The sequence below is a fragment of the Streptomyces mexicanus genome, assembly GCF_902506575.1.
GTDB lineage: Bacteria > Actinomycetota > Actinomycetes > Streptomycetales > Streptomycetaceae > Streptomyces > Streptomyces mexicanus.
This window is the reverse complement of the sequence record NZ_LR732544.1, coordinates 6055876-6079355: the sequence shown is the minus strand read 5'-3', so window position 1 is coordinate 6079355 and position 23480 is coordinate 6055876. Positions and strand designations below refer to the sequence as shown.

Genomic DNA, 23480 nt, shown 5'->3' with positions numbered 1-23480 from the left:
GTACGGGTGTCGCCCTGCGCACTAGGTTGCGGACAACGCAACTTGCACGTTTTGGTGTCGGTCACATGTCGTTGCGGGCGCGTTGTTTACCGCGCGTATAGTTCCGCTATGAGCAACTACAGTCCGGATAACGGAACAAGCGGATCAGCGTCCGGGGGTGTGCAGTCCGTCGACCGCGCCATCAGCGTCCTGGAGATCCTGGCCCAGCGGGGCGAGGCGGGCGTCAGCGAGGTGGCCGCCGAACTGGATGTGCACAAGTCCACCGCGTTCCGCCTGCTCGGCGCCCTGGAGGCGCGGGGGCTGGTGGAGCAGGCGGGCGAGCGCGGCAAATACCGGCTCGGCTTCGGCATCGTGCGCCTGGCCGGCGCGGTCACGGGACGTATCGACATCACCCAGCAGAGCCGGCCGGTGTGCGAGCGCCTGGCCGAGGAGATCGGCGAGACGGTCAACATCGCCGTCATGCAGGAGCACTACGCGATCAACCTCTACCAGGTGCGCGGCACGGCCGCCGTCACCGCCCACAACTGGGTCGGCCAGCTCACCCCGCTGCACGCCACCTCCAGCGGCAAGATCATGCTGGCGTATCTGCCGGCCAAGGAGCGCTCCGCGCTGCTGACGGAGTCCGGGCTGAAGAAGATGACCCCGCACACCATCTCCTCCAAGGCCCGGCTGGAGAAGAACCTGGCCCAGGCCCGGGAGCGCGGGTACGCCTGGACCCTGGAGGAGCTGGAGATCGGCCTGCACGCGATGGCCGCCCCGATCCGCGACCGGGAGGGCCGGGTCATCGCCTCGATCAGCGCCTCCGGGCCCTCCTACCGCTTCACCGAGGACCGGATGCACGAGCTGGCTCCGGTGCTGGTCGCGGGTGCGGAGGAGATCAGCCACCGGATGGGCTACCTGGGCTGAACGCCCGGACCGCCGGCCGCACACCCTCCCGGGTCGCCCGTTCGGAAGATGACCTCCGCACATCGGTCCGGTCCGCCCGTCCGGAGTACGGCCGCCGCACATCCTCCCGGGTCTCCGCCCGGGGCACGACCGCCGCACGGCCCGCGTACGCCCCCCGCGCGGGCCACGGCCGGCCTTTCGCCGCTCCCCGCCCCTCGTCGGCCCCTCGCTCACTCCGGCTGCCGTGTACCGAGCCGCTCGTGCACCCATGCGTGGAAGGCGCCGATGTGGTGCTCGCTGGGCACGAGCACGCCGCCCTTGGCGTACAGCCGCGAGCTCATGCCGGGCTGGGTGCGCTCGCAGGCGTCGAAGTCCTGCTGGTTGACCCGGTGGAACAGCTCCACGGAGCGCTCCACGTCCTTGCCGCTCTCGACCACGCCGGGCAGGTAGAGCCAGTCGCACTCGACGACCGTGCGGTCCACGGCGACCGGGTACATCCGGTGGAAGATGACATGGTCGGGGACGAGATTGATGAACACCTGCGGCTTGACGGTGATCGCGTAGTAGCGGCGGTCCTGCTCCTCGGACACGCCCGGTATGCGGTCCAGGCCCTCGGAGCCGTCGACGGTGAACCCCTTGACCTCCTCACCGAACTCCGCGCCGTGCCCCACGTAGTACTGCGCCGCGTAGCCGTCCGCGAACTCCGGCAAGACCTCGGTCAGTTCGGGATGAATGGTGGCGCAGTGGTAGCACTCCATGAAGTTCTCGATGATGAGCTTCCAGTTCGCCTGCACGTCGTAGACGATCCGCTTGCCCACCGCGAGGTTGTCGATGCCGTAGGCCTCGATCGCCCGGACGTCGCCGAGGCGCTCCACGACGGCGCCGATCACGTCCTCCTCGAAGGACGGCGGGTTCTCCGCCAGGCACACCCAGACGTACCCGAGCCATTCCCGGACGTGGACGCCGACCAGGCCGTACTCGGTGCGGCCGACGTCGGGCATCTTGGTGAGGTTGGGCGCGGCGACGAGCTTGCCGTTCAGGTCGTAGGTCCAGGCGTGGTAGGGGCACTGGAAGGCGCGCTTGACCTCGCCGGTCTCCTCGGTGCACAGCTTGGCGCCGCGGTGCCGGCACACGTTGAAGTAGGCGCGGATCGAATGGTCGCGGGCCCGGGTGACGAGGAGGGACTCGCGGCCCACGTCGACCGTGCGGAAGGCACCGGGCCTGGGCAGGTCCGAGGCGCGCGCGACGCAGAACCACATGGCCTCGAAGATGCGCTCCTGTTCCTGGGCGAAGAGGTCCGGGTCCGTGTACGAGGAGCCGGGGAGGGTGGCGATCAGGCTGTCCGGCAGGCTGGTCGAGGTCACGGTGCACTCCTCGGGAGAACGTCGTGGGTCGGTGGGTCACGCGCCGGGAAGAGCGACTTCTGACGGCGTCGGGCGAGAAGCGTGGGGCGGGGACGCGCCGCACTGACGTTGTGCAGGAAGAAACACTGCGTGTGATGTGCAACGCAGCTTCGGTGGTCGCGCGAGCGGTGTCAAGAGGTCGCGGCGAGCTGCTTGCGCCAGCGGGTGAACAGCCGCGGCTGGTTCATCCCGAGTGCCGCGACCGGCGTGCCGGCCCTGCGGTAGACGGCCAGGAAGCTGCGCTCCGCCAGGGAGCCCTCCTCGACCGTGACGGTGTCCGCGCCGGCCGCGTGGCCGACGAACTGGATCTTCACGCCGTACTGGTCGGACCAGAAGTACGGCGGCCGGGGCACGCCCGGCTCGCACGCGCCGTGCGCCAGCAGGGTGGCCACGGCGGCGTCGGGCCGCTCCAGCGCGCCGGTCCAGTGCTCGATGCGGCGGTGGGTGCCGGTGCGCGGGTCGTACCAGTTGGCGCAGTCGCCGACGGCGACCACCCCGGCGAGTGTCGTGCGGCCGTCGGCGCCGCAGGTGACGCCGTTGTCGAGGGCGAGGCCGGAGCCGTGCAGCCAGTCGACGCACGGGGTGGCCCCGACGCCGACGACCACGATGTCGGCGGGGATCGTGCGCCCGTCCTCCAGCAGGACGGCGTCGACGCGGCGCTCGCCGCTCAGGCCCTTGACACCGACCCCGCACACCAGCCGTACGCCGTGGTCGGCGTGGAGCGCGGAGACGACCGCACCCATGTCCGCACCCAGGGGGCCGGCCAGGGGGGTGGGCGCCGCCTCGACGACGGTGACGTCGAGGCCGAGGGCGTTGGCCGTGGAGGCGACCTCGGCGCCGATGAATCCGCCGCCGATCACCACCAGCCGTCCGCCGCGGGCCAGTTCGTCCCGCAGGGCGCGGGCGTCGTCCAGGGTGCGCAGCGTGTGGACGCCGGCGAGGCCGTCCGTGCCGGGCAGGGTGCGGGCGGCGGCGCCGGTGGCGAGGACGACGCCGTCGGCGCGGACCGTGCGGCCGTCGGCGAGCCGGATCGCCCGCTCGGTCGGGTCCAGTGCGGTGGCGCGGGGGCCGAGCACCCACTCGGCCTGGAGATCCTCGTCGTCGCGCTCCAGGGCCAGGTCCGCCTCGCCGAGGGTTCCGGCCAGGAACTCCTTGCTCAACGGCGGCCGGTCGTAGGGGCGGTGGGGCTCGTCGCCGATGACGACCAGCCGGCCTTCGTACCCCCTCTTCCGCAGCGAGCGCGCGGCCGACAGACCGGCCAGGGACGCGCCCACCACGGCGACCGTCCTCACGCGGGGCCTCCGGCCAGGCGGGCGGCGACGCACGGCGGCAGGTTGGGCGCCTCGGTGGACAGCCGGACGAAGATCATGCCGTCCTCGACGAGGACCTCGTGGGTGCGGACCGGGAGCTTGGCCGGCGGGGCGTCCACGGCTCCGGTCCTCAGGTCGAACTTTGAGGCGTGCAAGGGGCATTCGACCTCGCAGCCCTCCAGCCAGCCGTCGGCGAGCGAGGCGTCCTGGTGGGTGCAGGTGTCGTCGATGGCGTAGAGCTCGCCGTCGTCGGTGTGGAACACCGAGACCGGCGGGTCGATGTCGAGCCGGTGGGCCTCGCCTCGCGGCAGATCCGCGAGACGGCACGCGGGAATCATCATGACACCTCGGTGCGTATAGCGAAACGGATTGCGGTTAGCGCAACGTCAGTCTGCGGGCCGCCGAGAAGCGTTGTCAAGGCATTCACCGCCCTGGTTGCGCGGGGTGGCACGACGTTTTCCGGACATGCCGAAACACCTGCGAAACCGCAGGTCAGAGGGGGTTGGGGAGACGAGGGCGGGCGCGCCGGCGGGGCGCCTTTCGCAGTGCGGCGACGGCCCTGCCGCCGGACGCCGGGGCAGGGCCGCTGTGATGCCGTGGAGCGGCTCAGAAGCCGCGGTCGATCCACTCCTGCAGATGCGGCGCCTCGGCGCCGACGGTGGTGGTGTCGCCGTGCCCGGTGTGCACGACGGTCTCGCCCGGCAGGGCGAGCAGACGCTCGCGGATGGAGGCGATGATGGTCGGGAAGTCGCTGTACGACCGCCCCGTCGCACCCGGACCGCCCGCGAACAGGGTGTCGCCGCTGAACAGCGCGGCGAGAGAGGGGGCGTACAGGCAGACGGCTCCGGGGGCGTGACCGGGGGTGTGCAGCACGGTCAGCTCGCCGCCCGCGACCGTGAGCCGCTGCCCGTCGGCGAGTTCACCGTCCGGTTTGCGGTCCGGGTGGGTCTGCTGCCACAGCGGCAGGTCGTCCGGATGCAGCAGGATAGGGGCGCCGGTGCGGTCGGCGAGCGCGGGCGCGGCATCGATGTGGTCGTTGTGCGCGTGGGTGCACACGATCGCGCGCAGCGTCCGCCCACCGAGGGCGCGCGCGATGGCGTCGGCGTCGTGGGCGGCGTCGATCACCACGGCCTCCTCGTCGTCGCCGACGATCCACACGTTGTTGTCGACGTCCCACGTCCCGCCGTCCAGGGAGAACGTCCCCGAGGTGACGAGGCGCTCGATGCGGGCGCCATCCATCAGAAGACCACCACCGAGCGCAGGACGTCACCGTGGTGCATGCGCTCGAAGGCCTTCTCGACTTCGTCCAGCGCGATGGTCTCGGTGACGAAGGCGTCCAGGTCGAGCCGGCCCTGGAGATAGAGGTCGACGAGCATCGGGAAGTCGCGCGAGGGCAGGCAGTCGCCGTACCAGGAGGACTTCAGCGCGCCGCCGCGCCCGAAGACGTCCAGCAGCGGCAGTTCCAGCTGCATCTCCGGGGTGGGGACGCCGACCAGCACCACGGTCCCGGCGAGATCGCGCGCGTAGAAGGCCTGCCGGTACGTCTCGGGGCGGCCGACCGCCTCGATGACGACATCGGCGCCGAAGCCGCCGGTCAGCTCGCGCACGGCCTCCACCGCGTCGGCCGACCGGGAGTTGACCGTGTGGGTCGCGCCCAGCTTCTCGGCGGTGGCCAGCTTGCGGTCGTCGATGTCCACGGCGATGACCTTGGACGCTCCCGCCAGCTTCGATCCGACGATCGCCGCGTCACCCACGCCGCCGCAGCCGATCACGGCGACGGTGTCGCCGCGGCCGACGTTGCCGGTGTTGATGGCGGCGCCGATGCCCGCCATCACCCCGCAGCCCAGCAGGCCCACGGCGGCTGCCGACGCGGCCGGGTCGACCTTGGTGCACTGACCGGCCGCGACCAGCGTCTTCTCGGCGAAGGCGCCGATGCCGAGGGCCGGCGAGAGCTCGGTGCCGTCGGTCAGGGTCATCTTCTGCTTGGCGTTGTGCGTGTCGAAGCAGTACCAGGGGCGGCCCCGCAGACACGCGCGGCACTGACCGCACACCGCGCGCCAGTTCAGGACGACGAAGTCCCCGACGGCCACGTCGGTGACGCCCTCCCCCACGGCCTCGACGGTGCCCGCCGCCTCGTGTCCGAGCAGGAAGGGGAAGTCGTCGCTGATGCCGCCCTCGCGATAGTGCAGGTCGGTGTGGCAGACGCCGCAGGCCTCGATCTTGACCAGGGCCTCGCCCGGGCCGGGGTCGGGCACGACGATCGTTTCCAGACTGACGGGGGCACCCTTGCTGCGCGCGACGACAGCACGGACCTGCTGAGCCATGACCACTCCTCGGCTGACAGAGGTTCGAGAACGTTGCCTATGGCGGTACGCATCTCGTATTTCGCAACACAGCATCGCGGAGAGGCGGGCGGGGGTCAAGGAGTCGGCGGGCGCCCCAAGATGCCCAGGGGCACACCTCCACAGAGGAGAGGCACGGCAAGGGGGACGAGCGGAGGCCTCCGCGTAGGGTTGCGCCGACGTGCCCGGAGCACCGGCCCTTCGACCATCTCGTTTGCCGGTTTCGCAAGCTCGATTGCCGCCCATGGACACGTGCGCGCAGGCTGCGTTCAGAGGGTCCCGGCTCACCGGACAGAGCCGGGACCCGAGCACACAGAGACTGGGTCCTGGCCCCTTGTTCGCCGCGTGCCCACTCCGGACGAAACGCGGCGTCAGGGGTCGCACTCCCCTTGCGCACAACGGAGGCGGCACATGGAAGATCGTCATGTCGTGATCATTCCGATCGAGATCGACACGGAGAAGGAAAGCTCCTATCTGGACGCCTGGCAGCACGCCGCGGACCTGATGGCAACTCAGCCGGGTTTCGTCCGGGCGCACATGTTCCGCACGACCGTTCCGGGGAGCAGGTTCTCCCTCGTCAACGTGGCGGAATGGGAGTCCGCCGCTCACTGGCAACAGGCGATGAACGTCTGCCCGATGCTGGAACAGCACCTGGCGGTCACCCATGCCTCCAACTACAGGGCGATCCGCACAGTCCTGCCCGCCACGCAGCAGCAGACGCGCTCCGACGGAACCGGGCGATGACCGTCGCGCGCACCCGCCGACAACCGTCTGGGCGGTCTTCACGATGAACCGACCCCCACGATGAGGTGACACGGCAAGCGCTCCCTGCCCGCCGGGCCGTCACGGCGTTCGGCGGGCGGCGTCCGGTGCTCGCGGCACGTCCGGCCCGGGAGCAGCAGAGGCTGGTTGGCAGCTCAACTCAGCGTGGACAAGGGGTTTTTCGGCCACGGATCGCGTTTGCGTATCCAGGGGGGTCGCCCGGAGATCACTCGCTCATGGCATCCTGTTGGCTCCCATGAACCACTGTCGGCGCCAGCCGATGTCGTGCCGAAGGCAGGTACTGATGCGGCCCGGAGACGAGCGAGCGGGGCCGAGCCCCGATCCGGCCCCGCTCACGGGTGCGTCCACGGACGTCCCCCGCACATCCGCACGCCCCTCTCCGGCGTCCACGACACCGCGAGCCGACGGCGCGGCCGGAGTGTCCGGCACCGCCCGGACGGCCTCCGCGGTGCCACCGCTCCACCTGCCCGGCGACCTGCCCGAGATCCCCGACTCCGTGCGCGAGGCGGCGCTCAGCGCTCCCGGTCACTGGCTGGGTGTGATCGACCCCGAGTGGCCGGGCGACCGGCCGCCTGCGAACTGGGCGGTCGTCGGCGAGTGGCGCGCGGACGAGAAAGGTGTGATACGGGAGTACCGCGCCAATCCCGCGTATCGCCCCTCCGCCCGGGTGCTGGGGTGGCCGGAGCCCACCGACCCGGTCGACGCGGCCGCGCAACGGGCCGCGACCGGTTACGGCTCGCCGGACGAGGCACTGGCCGCGCTCGCCGTGGCCGACGTGAGCGTGGTGCGCGGAACGGACGGCCGCCCGCTGACGGCGGCGGGGGCGGACGGGGCTCCGGTGGTCCTGGCGTTCACCTCCCCGACACACCAGTTCATGTCCCCGACACTGATCCATGACACCCTCCCCGCGGGCGAACTCGCCCGCCGCCTGCGCGGTTCGGGAGCGGTGCTGATGGTCAACGCCGCGGCGGCCGCCCCCCTGGTGGTGCCGGTGGACAGCCTGCCGGACCCCACCTCCGTGCCGGAGGCGGCGACGACAGGAGGGCAAGCGGCGGAGGGCGTGGCCGACAGGAGTGAGCAGACGGTCGACCGTGCGGCCGAGCCGGAGTCCGGTGGTCCCACGATGTCGTCCGGCGCAGCAGGCAGCCCAGGACAGGCCACTTGGCCGCAGACCGCAGGGAGGACCCCGTGACGCTTTCGCCCCAGCCGCCCGCCCGGCCGTCGGCGGCGGTGCGCAGGACGGGCGGCACTCCGGAGCCGGACGGCACCGGAGCGGACGCCGTGGAACCGGACGGCACGAAGCCGCACGGCACCGCACCGGACGCAGTGGAACCGGACGGCACGGAGCCGAACACCAAGGCCGGGGCGGCCGGCCCACGGGTCGTCGCCGGATCCGGGGAGCCGTCCGAAGAGACCGAGGCCAGGACGGTGCCGGACGGGCCCGAGGCCGAGCCGTCGCCCGACGGGCCGGGGACCGAGCCCGCGTACGACGAGGTGGAGGCCGGAGCACCCGGCACGGCACCGGGCGCTCGGGCTGTCGGCAGGGCGGCATCCGGGGCCGCGGGCGCCGCCGCCGCGACGGCCGCACTGGGCGGCGCGGCCGCCCCCGGGCAGGCAGCGACTTCGGAGCAGGCAGCCACTCCGGACGGGACAACCCCCTCGGCGCAGGCGGCGACTTCGCAGCAGACGGCCACCCCGGACCGGACAACCTCCTCCCAGGAACCGGCCACCCCGGACACGACAACTCCCTCGCAGGAGACGGCCACCGCGGAGAAGACCGCCGCGCCGAAGACTCAGAAGAAGGCGTCGGCGGTGACGAAGAGCCGTCTGCCGGCGCACCTGCGGACCATGACGGCGACCGCCGGCCGGCCCCCCGCCGAGGCGGCACCGCTCGCCCGGCCGGGCAGGGCGGCGCTCGTGGGTGCGGCGGTGGCGGGTGCGCTGCTGGTGTCGGTTCCGTTCCTGCTGCTCGGCGGGGGCGACGACCATCGTCCCGCGCGTTCCGAGAACGCTCCGGGTACGGTGCTCGGCGGCGAGGACGGGCGCAGCGAGCCGGGTGCGTACTCGGTGGCCTCCCCGGACACGGACAAGAGCCCGGAAGCGAAGACGGCAAGCCCGAACAGCGTCCACCGGTCGAGCTCCCCGAGCGCGCCCACCGCGCCGGCATCGGCCGAGGCCCGCGCCAAGGACGACGAACCGGCCGGCGCCAAGAAGGACAGCGGCACGTCGTCGGCCACCGGCACGAAGAAGAAGAGTTCCGGCGACTCCAGCGGTTCCAGCGGCTCCAAGACGAAGCAGCACAAACCCTCGACCGACAGCGGCACGACGACGACCGGCACGACCAAGCCGAGGCTGACGTTGAACGGGCCGGTGTCCTTCCGCGGTCACCAGTCGGGCCGCTGCCTGGACGTGCCGGCGAGTCAGTTCACCGACGGCAAGCCGCTGCAGCTGTGGGACTGCAACGGCGCCGACGCCCAGAAGTGGCGGCTGGCCTCGGACGGCACGATACGCAGCGGCGGAAACGCCAGCCTGTGCCTGGACGTGGCAGGCGCCAGCTTCAACAACGGCACCACGATCCAGCTGGCCTGGTGCAACGGCAACATCGCCCAGCAGTTCACGCTGAACGAGCGCAACGACCTGGTGAACACCGCGGTCGGCATGTGCGTGGGAGCCCAGGGCGGCGACCTGCACGCCAGGATCCAGCTGTTCACGTGCAACGGCCAGGACAACCAGAAGTGGAGCTTCGCCTGACGCCCCCGTTCGGCGAGCACGGTGCCGCCCCCGTCGAACAGCAGGACGGCGCCTGGCATGATCAGGTCCCCGGGGTTCCCCAGAGGCGGAGCCGCGGCTCAACGTGTCGCTCAGGCGAGGAGGTTCACACGTGTCCCGCCAGGTACTGACGGTCGGCTCCCGGCACTCCGACCGTTACCGGACGATCGGCGAGGCGTTGGCGGCGGCCCGCAACGGCGCCGTCATCAGTGTCGGCCCGGGCTCGTACGCCGAGAACCTGGTGGTGCACACCCGGGTCACCATCACGGCGGCGGACGGCCGGGGATCGGTGGAGATCCGGCCGCGTTCGGGCAGTGTGCTGTCCCTGCGCGCGGACGCCGTGATGCTCTCCGACATCACGCTGCGCGGCGCCGACCCCGAGGAGCCCGCCGTGGACGTGCGGCGCGGACAGGCCGCCCTGGACGGCTGCGAGATCGTCGGTTCGTCGTGGACCGCGCTGCTCGCCGCGGGGACGGGATCGCTGGCGCTGCGCGACTGCCGGGTGAGCAACCCGAGGGGCGCGGGAGTGGTGGTCACCTCGGCGGCGGGCAGCTCCGTGGAGTCCTGTTCCATCGAGCACCTGGGCACCAGCGGCGTGGTGCTGGCGGAGCAGGGTGACGCCACGGTGCGCGGCTGCACCGTCCGGGACGCGCGGGGCAACGGTGTCCTCGCCAACGGCGACGCGCGCGGCACTGTCGAGGACTGCGACATCTCCTCCACCGACAAACCGTCGATCGCCCTGGAGGAGCGCTGCACGACCCGGGTGATACGCACCGTGGTGCACGACACCAGTACCGGTGTGCACATCACCAGTGCCGGGCGCGCCACCCTGGAGGACGTGCGGGTGCGGCAGACGTCCGCCGGCGGCATCGTGCTGGCCGGTGGCACCGACCCGGTGCTGCGCCGCTGCCGCACCTCCCGCACGCGCGGCCACGGAATGCTCGTCACCGACCGGGCGCGCGGCGCGCTGGAGGACTGCTGGGTGGAGTTCGCCCACGCCGCGGCGGCGAAGGTGGACGGTGCCTCCTCGCCCGCCGTCACCGGTCTCACCGTGCGGGACTGCGAAGAGGCGGGGGTGCTGCTGGAGGAGGACTCGGCGGCCGAACTGGACCGCCTGGAGGTGATCGGCGGGGCGCCGGCGGTCGCCGTGCGGGGTGGCGCCACCCCGCTGCTGCGCCGCGCCCGGCTGGTGGACCCCGCCGGTGACGGACTGACCGCCGGCAAGGACGCCCGCGGCCGCGCGGAGGACTGCGAGGTCCTGAGCCCGAAGGGCGCGGGTGTGCGGGCCGGGGCCGGCTCGACGCTGTACGTGGCGGGCGGCGGGGTCACCGGCAGCGAGGGCTGCGGTGTCCTGGTGGAGGACGGCGGCAGTGTCACCCTGCGGGATTTCCGGGTGGAGACCTCCGGCGAGGACGGGGTGGCGGTGGCCGGCGGCGGCACGCTGACCGCGAACCGCACGACCGTGCACGCCGCGCGGGGCCACGGCTTCGTGGTGCGCGAGGGCGGGCAGGGCTCGCTCAGCGGCTGCGAGGCCGGCGCCGCCGAGAAGGACGGCTTCCGGGTGGAGTCCACCGAGCCGGTGTCGCTGGTGAACTGCACGGCGCGGGAGAACGCCGGCGGCGGTCTGGTGCAGTCCGTGCCCGGGGAGCGGCTCGCCGTGGAGGGTTTGACCAGCACCGGCAACGGCAAACGGGACGCCTGGGGCACGGGCACCGCGGAGAACACCGACCCCGCGGGCACGGGCACCGCTCAGGAGGCCCCGGTGACACGCGACGGCGGCCCGCTGAGCGCCCTGAACGACCTGATCGGGCTGGAGAACGTCAAGCAGCAGGTGCGCACGCTGGTGAACCTCACCCAGCTGGCGCAGCGCCGGGAACGGCTGGGCATGCCGGCGCCGCCGATGAGCCGGCACCTGGTCTTCGCCGGGCCGCCCGGCACCGGCAAGACCACGGTGGCCCGGCTCTACGGCGCCGTCCTGGCGGAGCTGGGATCGCTGCGCAGCGGCCACCTGGTGGAGGTCTCGCGCGCGGATCTGGTGGCGCAGATCGTCGGCGGGACGGCGATCAAGACCACCGAGACCTTCAACCGTGCGCTCGGCGGTGTGCTCTTCATCGACGAGGCGTACACCCTGACCGCGGACAGCGGCAACGGCGGCGCGGACTTCGGCAGGGAGGCCGTGGACACGCTGCTGAAGCTGATGGAGGACCACCGCGACGACGTGGTGGTGATCGTGGCGGGGTACTCGCGGGAGATGGAGTCGTTCCTGGGCTCCAACCCGGGGCTCGCCTCGCGGTTCTCCCGCACGATCGAGTTCGAGAACTACACGGTGCCCGAACTGGTCGCCATCACGGAGAACATGTGCGCCCAGCACCAGTACGAGCTGGGTGAGGGCACCGCCGCGGCGCTGGCCGCGCACTTCGAGCGGATGCCGCGCGACGCGGGGTTCGGCAACGGCCGTGCCGCGCGCGGTGTGTTCGAGGAGATGGTGGACCGGCAGGCGATGCGCCTGGCCTCGCTGGACCGGGTCGGCGAGCGCGACCTGCGGCTGCTGCTGCCCGAGGATGTCTCGGCGACGGCCGCCGCGGACGCCGCCGGCGGGCCCGCCGAGGACCCGCTGACCGCACTGGGTGACATGGTGGGCCTCGCGGAGGTGAAGCGGGACGTCACCGACCTGGTGAACCTGATCACCACCGCGCGCCGTCGGGCTGCCGCCGGACTGCCGGTGCCGTCCATCAGCCACCATCTGGTCTTCACCGGCCCGCCCGGCACCGGCAAGACCACGGTGGCTCGGCTCTACGGCCAGATCCTCGCCCAGCTCGGCATCCTCACCGGCGGGCAACTCGTGGAGGTGGCGCGCGCCGACCTGGTCGGCCGCTACATCGGGCACACCGCGCAGCTGACCAAGGAGGTCTTCGAGCGAGCGCTCGGCGGCGTGCTGTTCATCGACGAGGCGTACACCCTCACTCCGCCCGGCGGCGGCCAGGACTTCGGCCAGGAGGCCGTGGACACGCTGCTGAAGCTGATGGAGGACCACCGCGACCAGGTGGTGGTGATCGTCGCCGGCTACACCGACGAGATGGAACGCTTCCTCGCCTCCAACCCCGGGCTCTCCTCCCGCTTCTCACGCCGTATCGGCTTCTCCGACTACTCCTCCAAGGAACTGGTCACCATCGTGCGCGCTCAGGCGGCGTCGATGGGGTACGAGTGCGGACCGGGCACCGGCGCGGTGCTGGAGGAGTACTTCGACGCGCTGCCGCGGGACCGGACGTTCGGCAACGCGCGGCTGGCGCGCCAGGTGGTGGAGTCGATGATCACCCGGCAGGCGGGGCGGCTCAGCTCCCTGGCCTCCCCCACGCTGGACGATCTGCGGACGCTGCTCCCTCAGGACGTGGAGCCGGTGGGCAAGGCGGCCCGCCGGTGACGCCGGACCGGCGCCCGCGCCGCGCGGCGGCCACCGGGCGGGTCGTGGCCGTGTTCTCGGCGGCGTTGCTGCTCTCCTGCGCCGCCCCGGCGAGCGCGGCGGTACGGGCGCCGGGCTGGGCGGCGCCCCCGCGACCGGGCGGCGCGGTGCCCGTCGCGGCCGGGGAGCAGAGGCGGCCCGGGATGCCGCCGCTGCCCGCTCCGCAGGCCGGGCAGGCCGGCTGCGTTCCGGTCTCCGCCGTGCGGGCGAGGAAGCAGGACTGGGCACGCCGGCGCCTCGACCTGGACAAGATCCGCGCCTACGGCACCGGTGACGGAGTGACCGTCGCCGTGATCGACACGGGTGTGGCGACCCGCGCGGCCGGTCTGCGGGGCCGGGTGACCGCGGGAGACGGCGCGGACCGGGACTGCCCGGGCCACGGCACGTTCGTCGCCGGTCTGGTGGCCGGTGCGGCTGGCGGCAGCCCCGATCTGGGCGGTGTCGCACCGCATGCCGAGGTGCTGGGGCTGCGCGGCACCGACGATCTGGGCAGGCCCGACGCGGCCCGCATCGCGTCCGCGGTGCGGGCGGCGACCTCGGCGGGCGCCGACGTCATCACCGTCTCGCCGGCGCTGCCGCAGCGGGACGCGGACCTCTCCGCCGCGGTGGCCGCGGCCCGCCGGGCGGGTGCCGTCGTGGTGGCCGCGGCCGCCCCCGATCCGCCGGCCGGTGCCGCGGACCCGGCGCCGAGCAGGCGGTACTGGCCCGCCTCGGAGCCCGGTGTGCTGTCGGTCGTGGACATGCAGCCCTCCGGTGACCGCCCGGACGGGGCGCTGCCCACTCCGGACGCCGATCTCGCCGCGCCCGGCACCGGGGTCGTCTCCGGCGGCCCCTGCGGCCAGGGCAGCTACCTCGGCTCCGGCCCCTCGCTGGCGGCGGCCTTCGTCGCCGGGACCGCCGCCGTGGTGCGCGGCGCCCACCCCCGGGCGTCCGCCGACGAGGTGGTGCGCCGGTTGCTGTCCACGGCCTACCCCGCAAACGTCGCGCAGCTCGACGCGTACGCCGCCGTCACCGGGGTCCCCGACACCGCGGCGCACTCCCCGCGGCCCGAAGACCCTGGACCGGTGCGGCTGCGGGACACTGCCGTCGCCGACCGGGCCACCAGGCGCGCCACCTGGCTCGCCCTGGGCGGCGCGGCCGGAGTGGTGGCCGTGGCGTGGGCGGCGTTCGCACTCCCCCGGGCCCGGGCCCGCCGCTGGCGCCCGGCCGGCCAGGACTGACCGGACCGCGGAAGGCGCTGCCCGGGTGTGCCCGGTGCCCGCCTGCGACCGGCCGGTCCGGGAGATGTGCGGGCGGTCTCGGGGTGCGCAGGCCCGGAGGGACGGGCACGGTCGGTGACCGGGCACCGGCTTCGGCGCCCCGGAGGTGAACCCGGTCCCGGCGGCACGGCTCGCACGAGGACCGCACCCGCGCGCGTCCCCGCGCCCACGGCGGCGAGGCGGCGCCCCCGCGACGCGACCGGTCGACGCACCCCGCGGGGACCCGGGGTCCTCCCCGCTGCCCGCCCGGGCGGGCAGCGGGGGTCCCGGACCGCGGTGTCAGGCACCGGCCTCCTCCCCGACCAGCGCCGTCTGCATCAGCCGCGCCTTGCGGCGGGCGATGTGCAGGGCACGGCCCGGGGGCAGGTTGCGCGGCTTGACATTGCCGAACAGGTGCCCCTCGGTCGGCGGGCAGGACATCAGCAGGGCCGGGGCGTTGTTCTCGTCGAGACGGCGCATCAGGGCCTCGTTGAGTCCCCGTCCGGCACCCATGGCACTGCGTGCGACGACCATGTGCAGGCCCAGTTCGAACCCGAGGGCCAGATGGTCCAGCAGCGGTTCGAAGGGGCTCTGGAAGGAGTTGCCGGCCACCATGTCGTAGTCGTCGACGAGGACGAACAGCCTGGGGCCGCTCCACCAGTCGCACTGGCGCATCCGGGCGGGTGCGATGTCCGGGCCGGGCTGCCGGGTCCTCATGGCACGGGCGACGCCGTCCACGGTCTCGCGCAGGTTGTCCAGGGAGACCACATGGCCGATGCGGTACTCCTCGGGCACCGCGTCGACCAGTTCGCGGCGGTAGTCCACCACGATGACCTTTGCCTCGGCGGGTGTGTAGCGGGCGGTGATCGCGGCGGCGACGCGGCGCAGCAGGTTGGTCTTGCCGCTCTCGGTGTCGCCGACGGCGACGAGGTGCGGGGTGCGGCTGAAGTCGTGCCAGACCGGTTCCAGCGCCTCCTGGTCGAGTCCGAGCGCGAGCCGCATGCCGCCGCCCTCGGTGGGTGCGGGTTCGGGCAGCTCGGTCACCGCGAGCCGGTGCGGCAGCATCCGTACCTGCGGCGCCGGGGCGCCGCGCCACTGGTCGGCGATCCTCGTGACCAGATCGCCGACCCCGTCGGCGAGGTCGTCCAGGCGGCTGCTGCCGTCCAGCCGGGGAAGGCCGGCGAGGAAGTGCAGCTTGCTGTCCGAGGTGAGGCCGCGTCCGCCGGTGCGGGGCACCGAGCGGGCTTTGCGCACGTCCACCTCGGAGTCCATCGGGTCGCCCATCCGCAGTTCGAGCCGGGTGGCGGCCTGGTCCCTGACCTGGGCGGACAGCTCGACCCAGCGGGCGGTGGTGACGATCAGGTGGATGCCGTAGTTCAGGCCGCGGGTGGCGATCTCGCTGAACTTGGCGATCAGGTCGTCGTAGTCCTGCCGGACCGTGGACCAGCCGTCCACGACGAGGAAGACGTCCCCGTGCCGCTCGTCGGGGAACTCCCCGGCGGCGCGGCGGCGCCGGTAGGAGGCCATGGAGTCCAGGGTGTGCTCCACGAAGAACTGCTCACGGCGGGTCAGCAGCGCCATCACTTCGGCGACGGTGCGGTGCACGCGTTCGGGGTCGAGCCGTGCCGCGACCCCGCCGACGTGCGGCAGTCCGGCGAACTGGGACAGGCCGCCACCGCCGAAGTCCAGGCAGTAGAACTGCACCTCGTCGGGGGTGTGGGTGAGCGCGAGCGCGCCGATCAGCGTGCGCACGAGGGTCGACTTGCCGCTCTGCGACCCGCCCGCGATCGCCACATGGCCGCCGGCCCCCGACAGGTCCACCACCAGCGGGTCGCGGCGCTGCTCGAACGGCTTGTCCACCAGCCCGACCGGCACCCGCAAGGTGCCCTGGCCGCTCCAGCCGGCGGCGGTCAGACCCCGGTGCGGATCGGTGCGCAGCCCGGAGAGCAGCTCGTCCAGCGGGGAGGGCTCCGTCAGCGGCGGCAGCCACACCTGGTGGGCCGGAGGGCCGGCATCCCGCAGCCGGGAGACGGCCACCTCGATGAGCGTCTGCTCCTCGCCGTCCTCCGCCTCGGGTTCCGGCTCGATCTCCGGGGTGACGGTGCGCGGCACCACCCAGCCGCTGGTCCACGGCACCACCTGACTGGCCACCCTGGCCTGTACGACCGCGCCGGTGCGCCGCCGGTAGACCCCGGAGGAGTACGCGGCGCGGAACCGGACGAGCGCCTCCACACCGGACTTGAGGTAGCCGCTGCCCGGCTGCGCGGGAAGCTGGTAGGCGTCCGGCACGCCGAGCACCCCGCGCGACTCCATCGCCGAGAAGGTCCGCAGTCCCACCCGGTAGGACAGGTGGCTCTCCAGCTGGTGCATGCGGCCCTCGTCGAGCCGCTGCGAGGCGAGCAGCAGATGGACGCCCAGCGACCGGCCGAGCCGCCCGATCATCACGAACAGGTCCATGAACTCCCGGTGCGCGGCGAGCAGTTCGCTGAACTCGTCCACCACCACGAAGAGGGTGGGCAGCGGGTCGAGGGCGGCTCCCTGGGCGCGTGCCCGCTCGTACTCCAGCGCCGAGGTGAAGTTGCCGGCGGCGCGCAGCAGCTCCTGGCGGCGCAGCAGTTCGCCGTGCAGGGCGTCCTGCATGCGCTCGACGAGGGCGACCTCGTCGGCGAGGTTGGTGATGACCGCGGAGGTGTGCGGCAGGGCGTCCAGGCCGAGGAAGGTGGCGCCGCCCTTGAAGTCCACGAGGACGAAGTTGAGGGTCTCGGAGGAGTTGGTCAGCGCCAGGCCCAGCACCAAGGTGCGCAGCAGTTCGCTCTTGCCGGAGCCGGTGGCGCCGATGAGCATGCCGTGCGGGCCCATGCCGCCCTGCGCGGACTCCTTGATGTCCAGCTCGACCGGGCGCCCGTCGATCCCGACCGCGACCGGGACCCGCAGCCGTGCGGCGCCGGTGTGCTTCTCCCACAGGGTGCGCGGGTCGTGCCGGTGCAGGTCCTGGATGCCGAGCAGGGTGGTCAGTTCGACGTCGGTCTCCAGCGGCTGGGCGATGTCGGCGCCCAGGCTCATCCGGAAGCCGGAGAGCATCCGGGCCAGGGACTCGGCGGAGACGGCACCCATCCGGTCGGGCACACCCAGCGGCGTGGTGCGCTCCTTGCGACTGCGGTCGGTGCGCACCAGCCCCACGGCGTCGGGCTCCACGCTCAGGCGCAGGGTGGTGCGGCCGGGCCGCCAGCGCAGCGATCCGCCGAGGTCCAGGATCACCGCGTTGCGGTAGCCTTGGCCGTCCCAGCGGTGGCCCTCGGGCACGGTGACGCCGTCCAGGACCACCACCGTGTACGGCTCCTCGCGGCCGGGCACCGCGTCCGGGTCGAAGGAGGGGCGTTCGGCGAACTCCGCGCCGAGCAGGTCCTCCAGCTCGGTGATGTCGGAGGTGATGCGGCGCACCGGTCCGGCGCCGTCCTCCTCGTGCGGGTGCAGCGCGTGCGGCAGCCACTTGACCCACTCCCATGCGGGGCGCCGTTCGTCGGTGGCGCAGACGGCGATCCACAGCTCCTCGGGGGCGTGGAAGACGGCGAGTTGACCGAGCGCCGCACGCACCAGACCCCGTACGGCCTCGTCCCCGCCCCGCAGCAGCACCCGCGCGGCGGAGCGCAGGTACAGTCCGATGGGCTGGTCGGGCACGGTGGAGTAGGCGCGCAGGAAACGGCGCAGCGCGTGTGCGCACAACGGCTCCAGGTCCTCCACCGGCCGGGTGGAGACGGGTGTGAGGGCGAGGGCCAGCTGCTGCTCGCCGACGGCGATCCGCACCTCGCCGAAGTCCTCGTCGGCCGGACGCCGCTCCCACAGCCGGGTGGTGCGCACCAGCGAGCGCAGCGAGGAGGGTTCGGGATGGCGCCAGGCGAGGGCACGCTGCTGCTCGACGATGGTCTGCCGGACCCGCTTGCGGGTGTGCGCGAGGTAGCGCAGGTAGTCGCGGCGCTCGCCCTTCAGGCGCTGTTTGCGTTCGCCGGAGCGGCGCATGAACTGGCCGAGGAGCATCGCGGCGGCGGCGAGCATCATCCCGCCCATCGCGATGTAGGTGAAGACGCCGGGCGAACTCCCCTGGCGGAGGAACATCAGCATCATCGACACCGACATCATCGCCATCGGCAGGTAGGTCCAGACGGCCGAGGAGTCGGGGACGGTCTCCGCGAGAACCGGTGGCTCCTGGAGCGTCAATTGCCCCTCCGGCATTTCCGGCCCGCGCCGGCGTGCGGGCCTGCGAAACAGAACCACGCTCAACGGACAGCTCCTCCTGGCTCGTTGGAATCGCTCCGGCAGTCCCGCGCCGCTTCTCGGAACACCCGATGCACCGTCAATGCAGCGCACTCTGCCACGGTTTCGACCGGGCCCGCGAAAAACCCGGTGAGCACTTCGGGAGAAAGGGACGAGACGGTCGACGGTGCGCCCGTTGCGGGCGAAGCCCGGCGGCGTTCGCGTCCGCAGCAGCAGTAGTCTGCACTCGGACCCCGCGCATGTCCATGTGGGGACCATCCACCCGTCAGGCATTTCCGTGGCAGCGACCATGACCGAGTACGACCCGCCCAGAGCACCCCGCACGCTCGCGTACCGGCCGGCACGACGGCGCGAACCGGCGCCCCACCCCTGGCCGGGGAACGCAGGGCCGTCGCGCCCTGCCCGGTGGCGGCCCGGGTCCACCGGGGCGCCGCCCCGGACAGTGGTCCGCACGGCGCCGCCCACCGGCGGCCCGGCGGACTCCGGGCGGGAGACCGACGCCGCGGTCCGCCGTGGCTGCTTCGCACCCGACCGCACGAGCGGGCACCGCCCGCCACCGAGCACCCGCGGGCCCGGCAGGACGCCCGCGGTATCCGACCGCACCCGCACCGGGAGACGAGAGTTCCGAACATGACCGACAGCGCGGTGGCCGACCTGTGCCGCCTGACCGTACGTGCGCCTGCCGTTTCGATCGATCTGGCCGTCCCTTCGGACGTGCCCGTCGCCGACCTGCTGCCGACGCTGCTGCGTTACGTGGGCGAGAACGCGGAGGAGGCGGGCCTGGAGCACGCGGGCTGGGTCCTGCAGCGGCTCGGTGACGCGCCGCTCGACGAGGACGCCACCCTCGCCCAGGCGGGCCTGACCGACGGCTCGGTGCTCCATCTGCGCCCGCACACCGAGGCGTTGCCCGAGGCGCGGCTGGACGACCTGGTGGACGGCATCGCGGACACCGCGCGCCGGCGGCTGCACAACTGGACCCCGGACGCGGCCCGCGCGTCCCTGGTGAGCGCCGCCGCCGCGGTGGTGCTCGGTGCCCTGGTGATGCTCTTCTGGCCGGGCACGCCAGGGATGTCCCGCCCGGTCTGCGCGGGTGTCGCGGGCATGTTGCTGCTGGTGGGCGCCGGCTCGGCGAGCCGGGCCATGGGCGACCGGATCTCCGCGCAGGGGCTGGGGCTCTTGGTGGCACCGTGCCTGGCGCTGGCCGCCTGGGTGCTGCCCGGCGGTGAGGTGACCGGACCGGATGCCACCCGGGTGGTGGGCGCCCGGCTGCTCGCCGCGGGCGCGGCCGGCGCGGGTGGTGCGGTGCTGGCCCTGGCGGCCACCGGGTTGGGTGCGCCGTCGCTGCTGGCGACGGCGGTGGTGTCGGTGGCGGCGGCGCTGGCCGGGGCGCTGATGGCGTACTCGGGGCTGGACGCGCAGGGTGCCGCCGCGGTCGTCGGTGCGGCGGTGGCGCTGAGCGCCGGTTTCGTGCCCGCGCTGGCCTTCAAGCTCGCCGGGATGCGGATGCCCGCCCTGCCCTCGGACGCCCGTCAGCTCCAGGAGGACATCGAGCCGTACCACAGCGAGGAGGGCGCCGCGCGCACGGAGCTGGCGGGGCGCTGGATCACGGCGCTCTTCGCCGCGACCGCGGTGAGCGTCGCCGCGGCGCTGGTGCCGCTGACCCACCGGCCCGGTACGGCCCAGGCGCTCACCGCCGGCGCGCTGACGGCGCTGTTGCTGCTGCACGCCCGCGGTCTGGTGCACGTGGGCCAGCGGCTGGCGCTGGCGTCGGCCGCCGTGTGGGGCCTGTTGCTGCTGGCCCGGGCCTGGGCGGTGGGCAGCGCACCGGGCACGCGGCCCGTGGTGTTCGGCGCGCTGCTGGCCCTCGCCGCGGTACTGACGCTGGCGGCCTGGGTGGTGCCGGGCCGCCGGATGCTGCCGTACTGGGGCCGGGCGGCGGAGATCCTGCACACCGCGGTGGCGGTGGCGGTGCTGCCGCTGACGCTGTGGGTGGCCGGGCTCTTCGGCTGGCTGCGCGGCCTGTTCGGCTGACCGCGCGGCGCCGGGCACGCGACCGAGAACGCTGAGGGACGAGAGGGACGAGGCACAGGCAGTGCAGTCGAAACGGGATCAGGTCCAGGCCCACGGGTTCATGATGGGAAGGCTCAGTTCGGGGTTGCTGCTCGCCGATCCGGACGCGCCCGACAGCCCTCTGGGGCGCACCACACGCGGGATCCTGTTCGGCCTGCTGGCCACGGTGCTGGTCGCGGCGGGCGCCACGGTGTACGGGCTGCTGAGGCCGGGCGGCAACGACTCCTGGCGCGCGGGCGGGAGCCTGGTGATCAACCGTGACACCGGGGCGCGCTTCGTGTACGCCCAGGGCGCCCTGCACCCGGTGCGCAACTACGCCTCCGCGCGGCTGCTGGGCGGCCCGTCGATGACCTCCGTCGACGTCGGCAGCGCCTCGCTGCGCGGTACCCCGGTCGGCGAGCCGGTCGGCATTCCAGGAGCGCCCGACACCGTCCCGGGCAGCGGCGAACTGGACAACGGCGCCTGGCACGTGTGCGTCACCGGTCCCCAGGGCGCGCTGCCGAGCACGGGCGGTGCCGCGCGGTCGCCCGTGACCGCGCCCGCTGCCACCACCGTGGTCGCGGGTGCTCCCGTGAGGACCGACGCGGTGGCCGGTGACCGGGGGCTGCTGGTACGCGGCCCGGACGGGCAGGAGTACCTGGTGTGGCGCGGCAGCAGGCTCCCGCTGGACGCCGGGTCCGACGCGCGGGACGCCCTCGGGTACGGCTCCGCCTCCCCGGTCGCGGTCTCCGCCGCGTTCCTGAACGCGCTGGCCCCCGGTCCCACGCTGGCCCCGCCCCGGGTGCCCGGCCGCGGCCAGGCCGGTCCGGAACTGGGCGGCGAGCCGTCCACGGTGGGGCAGGTGTTCCAGGTGGCGGTGCCCGGTGGCAGCAGCGACTACTACGTCCTGCGCGCGGACGGACTGGCACCGCTCACCCCGGTCGGTGCCGCGCTGCTCCTGGGCGACCCGGCGACGCAGAAGGACGCGTACGGCGGCTCCTCGCCCCGGGCCCGCACGCTGGGCACGGACGTACTGCGCCGGCATCGCTCGGCGGTGCGCACGGCACTGCCGGACACCGCGGGCGCGCCCGCCACGCCGCCCCGGCCGCAGCAGGTGCCTCGCGGCACCGCCCTCTGCGCGAAGGTGCGCGGCGGCTCCCAGGGCGCGCAGATCACCACCGTGCTGGCGCCGCTGGCGGCGCTGGCCCCGGTGGCGGTCTCCACGGGAACGCAGGGACTGCAGGCGCCCTGCGTCAAGCCCGACGCCATCGTGGTACGGCCCGGGCACGGTGCGCTGGTACGGGCGCTCGGGGCGAGCGGTGCCGCGCACGCCGACACGACCTACCTGGTGGCGGAGAACGGGGTCAAGTACCGGGTGCCGTCGACGGAGTCGCTGCGCGCGCTCGGCTACGACACCGGTGACATCGCGTCGGTCCCCGCTCCGCTGCTGGCCTCCCTTCCCACGGGCGCGGACCTCGACCGGGCGGCGGCGGCCGGGGCCGCGCCGCCGCGGACGACCGCGGCGGCGTGCGGCGGCACGCAGCGGGGGACGGCACAGGTCGCCGGCAGCGGCAGCGCGGACGGCCTCGGGCAGAACACCGCGGCGCTACACACGCGTTGAATCCGCCCGGCACCGGCACCCGCACCCGCACCCGCACCCGCACACGAGCCGAGGCGATGCGGGCACCGCCTCCGGGGCGGATGACGGATATTCGTGCGGTGCCCGGAATTACGGAACAGCGAAACCTCAGATATTGCTCAAGAACTCGCGTCGCGTCGGCGTGCGTTCGTTCCGCCGGAGTGCGGATCGGGCAGCAAACGGGCAGCAGGCGGCGGAATGCCGCCCGCTTGTCCCGGCATCGCGCCTGTTTGCTGCCCGTTTCACCAGCGCATTCCCCTGCACCCTGGAGCCGCCGCCCCGGCCGGCCCGACCGGTCGCCTTCGACCCGCGGACCATCTTTGGAAACCCCGGCGTAACTCCCCTTCGCTCAGCGGTATTTACTCGGCCACAAAGACGACCGAATCAGTCCGTCTCCGTTGCACGGGACACTCGGTGCTCCCTAGCATCGGTAAAACACGATCGGCACACGAAACCCAACCGAAGGGAGCACACCATGTCCGACAACCGGTTGGTGAACGACAGCTCGGTGAGGAGCGGCGTACAGGCGCTGGGCACGGCCAGAGAGGGTGTGAACCGCATCCGCGGCAACGTCGCGGCGCTGTCGCTCGGCGTCAACGGGGATGAGGGCCGTGCCTTCCAGTCCCTCTTCCGTGCCTGGGACGAGCAGGCCAACAGGATCATCCAGCAGATCGACAAGATGACGAACGCGCTGGAGGACAACCGAGAGAGCGCACGAAGGACGTCGCTGCGGCACCAGGAGAGCATCCAGCAGCAGACGAGCCAGGTCTCGGCCGGTGTGTTCGAAGCCCTGACCTGACCACGGCCCGCGTGTGAGGCCCGGGGCCGCGTCACCGGTACCGGCTCATCACCTCCCGTCCCCCACCTCCCCCGGATCCCGGTCCGACGAACAGAGAGGCACCAGGCATGCCCGACTACACGGACGGCGTCATCGACGTCCACTACAGCACGGTGGCGAACGCGATCGAGGAAATGCAGCAGCAGACCCAGGCCATCAGCCAGACCCTCGCCACGCTGGAGGAGGACCTGGCGCCGCTGAAGGCCGGCTGGAGCGGTGACGACAAGAAGGAGTACCTGAACGTCCAGCAGCAGTGGAACAACGCCGTCGAGCAGATGCGCCTCCTCCTCGCCCAGAACCGTGACCTGGTGCACGACGTCGCCGACGGCCACCGGCGCGACGAGCGCGGCAGCGCGGAGATGTGGAGCGGGGTCCGCGCCGGCTGACGGTCCCGCACGCCGGCCGCGTCCCGCGCGGCCGGCGTGCGGGGGCGCGTCCGCCACGCGGCCCCCGCAGCCGCGCGCCGCTGTGCGGGCCGCGGCGCGCTTGCGC

At 73.3% G+C, this 23480-nt stretch carries 16 protein-coding genes; 10 read left to right on the top strand and 6 right to left on the bottom strand.

What is annotated here, in order from left to right; genetic code table 11:
- Positions 1–108: 108 nt before the first annotated feature.
- Positions 109–906 carry an IclR family transcriptional regulator gene (locus GV126_RS27175; RefSeq protein WP_159671724.1) on the top strand — a complete coding sequence of 266 codons (798 nt, stop codon included), beginning with the start codon at positions 109–111 and terminating at the stop codon, positions 904–906.
- A gap of 209 nt (positions 907–1115) precedes the next feature.
- On the opposite strand, the gene GV126_RS27170 is transcribed toward GV126_RS27175, so the two are convergent.
- From GV126_RS27170 to GV126_RS27150, 5 genes are all read right to left on the bottom strand, one after another.
- Complete coding sequence (locus GV126_RS27170; RefSeq protein ID WP_159671722.1) at positions 1116–2249, bottom strand: aromatic ring-hydroxylating oxygenase subunit alpha; 1134 nt, start codon at positions 2247–2249, stop codon at positions 1116–1118.
- Positions 2250–2419: 170 nt separating this feature from the next.
- Positions 2420–3580: an NAD(P)/FAD-dependent oxidoreductase gene (locus GV126_RS27165; RefSeq protein ID WP_159671720.1), complete on the bottom strand. Its 1161-nt coding sequence runs from the start codon at positions 3578–3580 to the stop codon at positions 2420–2422.
- A complete protein-coding gene (locus GV126_RS27160; RefSeq protein WP_159671718.1) occupies positions 3577–3939 on the bottom strand; it encodes a bifunctional 3-phenylpropionate/cinnamic acid dioxygenase ferredoxin subunit in 363 nt (120 codons plus the stop codon). Before GV126_RS27160 ends, GV126_RS27165 begins: the two co-directional genes overlap by 4 nt.
- Before the next feature lie 265 nt (positions 3940–4204).
- Positions 4205–4837: an MBL fold metallo-hydrolase gene (locus tag GV126_RS27155; RefSeq protein ID WP_159671716.1), complete on the bottom strand. Its 633-nt coding sequence runs from the start codon at positions 4835–4837 to the stop codon at positions 4205–4207.
- Positions 4837–5922 carry an S-(hydroxymethyl)mycothiol dehydrogenase gene (locus GV126_RS27150; RefSeq protein WP_159671714.1) on the bottom strand — a complete coding sequence of 362 codons (1086 nt, stop codon included), beginning with the start codon at positions 5920–5922 and terminating at the stop codon, positions 4837–4839. Before GV126_RS27150 ends, GV126_RS27155 begins: the two co-directional genes overlap by 1 nt.
- 429 nt (positions 5923–6351) lie before the next feature.
- Here GV126_RS27150 and GV126_RS27145 point away from each other — a divergent pair, with 429 nt between their 5' ends.
- From GV126_RS27145 to GV126_RS27125, 5 genes are all read left to right on the top strand, one after another.
- Positions 6352–6684, top strand: coding sequence for an antibiotic biosynthesis monooxygenase family protein (locus GV126_RS27145; RefSeq protein ID WP_236570123.1), 333 nt, complete (start codon positions 6352–6354; stop codon positions 6682–6684).
- Between the two features lie 487 nt (positions 6685–7171).
- Positions 7172–7915, top strand: coding sequence for a type VII secretion system-associated protein (locus GV126_RS27140; RefSeq protein ID WP_236570122.1), 744 nt, complete (start codon positions 7172–7174; stop codon positions 7913–7915).
- On the top strand, positions 7912–9474 hold the full coding sequence (locus GV126_RS27135) for an RICIN domain-containing protein (RefSeq protein ID WP_159671710.1): 1563 nt from the start codon (positions 7912–7914) through the stop codon (positions 9472–9474). Before GV126_RS27140 ends, GV126_RS27135 begins: the two co-directional genes overlap by 4 nt.
- A 130-nt stretch (positions 9475–9604) precedes the next feature.
- Positions 9605–12913, top strand: coding sequence for a right-handed parallel beta-helix repeat-containing protein (locus GV126_RS27130; RefSeq protein ID WP_159671708.1), 3309 nt, complete (start codon positions 9605–9607; stop codon positions 12911–12913).
- Positions 12910–14172, top strand: a complete 1263-nt coding sequence (locus tag GV126_RS27125) for a S8 family serine peptidase (RefSeq protein WP_236570121.1) — start codon at positions 12910–12912, stop codon at positions 14170–14172. The genes GV126_RS27130 and GV126_RS27125 overlap by 4 nt, the downstream gene beginning before the upstream one ends.
- Positions 14173–14490: 318 nt before the next feature.
- On the opposite strand, the gene eccCa is transcribed toward GV126_RS27125, so the two are convergent.
- A complete protein-coding gene (gene eccCa / locus GV126_RS27120; protein ID WP_159674145.1) occupies positions 14491–18420 on the bottom strand; it encodes a type VII secretion protein EccCa in 3930 nt (1309 codons plus the stop codon).
- Positions 18421–19092: 672 nt separating this feature from the next.
- On the opposite strand from eccCa, the gene eccD reads away from it, so the two are divergent.
- The 4 genes from eccD to GV126_RS27100 all read left to right on the top strand — a co-directional run bounded on the left by eccD (position 19093) and on the right by GV126_RS27100 (position 23374).
- Positions 19093–20493 (top strand): type VII secretion integral membrane protein EccD, encoded by a 1401-nt coding sequence (gene eccD, locus GV126_RS27115; RefSeq protein ID WP_159671705.1) that lies wholly within the window; start codon positions 19093–19095, stop codon positions 20491–20493.
- Between the two features lie 61 nt (positions 20494–20554).
- On the top strand, positions 20555–22132 hold the full coding sequence (gene eccB / locus GV126_RS27110) for a type VII secretion protein EccB (RefSeq protein WP_159671703.1): 1578 nt from the start codon (positions 20555–20557) through the stop codon (positions 22130–22132).
- 493 nt (positions 22133–22625) lie between these two features.
- Positions 22626–22949, top strand: a complete 324-nt coding sequence (locus tag GV126_RS27105) for a WXG100 family type VII secretion target (RefSeq protein ID WP_202035672.1) — start codon at positions 22626–22628, stop codon at positions 22947–22949.
- 107 nt (positions 22950–23056) lie between these two features.
- A complete protein-coding gene (locus GV126_RS27100; RefSeq protein ID WP_159671701.1) occupies positions 23057–23374 on the top strand; it encodes a WXG100 family type VII secretion target in 318 nt (105 codons plus the stop codon).
- The last annotated feature ends 106 nt before the right edge of the window (positions 23375–23480 follow it).

Bases quoted from the DNA above. Each gene is read 5' to 3' on its own strand.
- GV126_RS27175 (WP_159671724.1), top strand. From the start codon at position 109: ATGAGCAACTACAGTCCGGATAACGGAACAAGCGGATCAGCGTCCGGG.
- GV126_RS27160 (WP_159671718.1), bottom strand. From the start codon at position 3,939: ATGATGATTCCCGCGTGCCGTCTCGCGGATCTGCCGCGAGGCGAGGCC.
- GV126_RS27155 (WP_159671716.1), bottom strand. From the start codon at position 4,837: ATGGATGGCGCCCGCATCGAGCGCCTCGTCACCTCGGGGACGTTCTCC.
- GV126_RS27150 (WP_159671714.1), bottom strand. From the start codon at position 5,922: ATGGCTCAGCAGGTCCGTGCTGTCGTCGCGCGCAGCAAGGGTGCCCCC.
- GV126_RS27145 (WP_236570123.1), top strand. From the start codon at position 6,352: ATGGAAGATCGTCATGTCGTGATCATTCCGATCGAGATCGACACGGAG.
- eccCa (WP_159674145.1), bottom strand. From the start codon at position 18,420: ATGCCGGAGGGGCAATTGACGCTCCAGGAGCCACCGGTTCTCGCGGAG.
- eccD (WP_159671705.1), top strand. From the start codon at position 19,093: ATGACCGACAGCGCGGTGGCCGACCTGTGCCGCCTGACCGTACGTGCG.
- GV126_RS27105 (WP_202035672.1), top strand. From the start codon at position 22,626: ATGTCCGACAACCGGTTGGTGAACGACAGCTCGGTGAGGAGCGGCGTA.
- GV126_RS27100 (WP_159671701.1), top strand. From the start codon at position 23,057: ATGCCCGACTACACGGACGGCGTCATCGACGTCCACTACAGCACGGTG.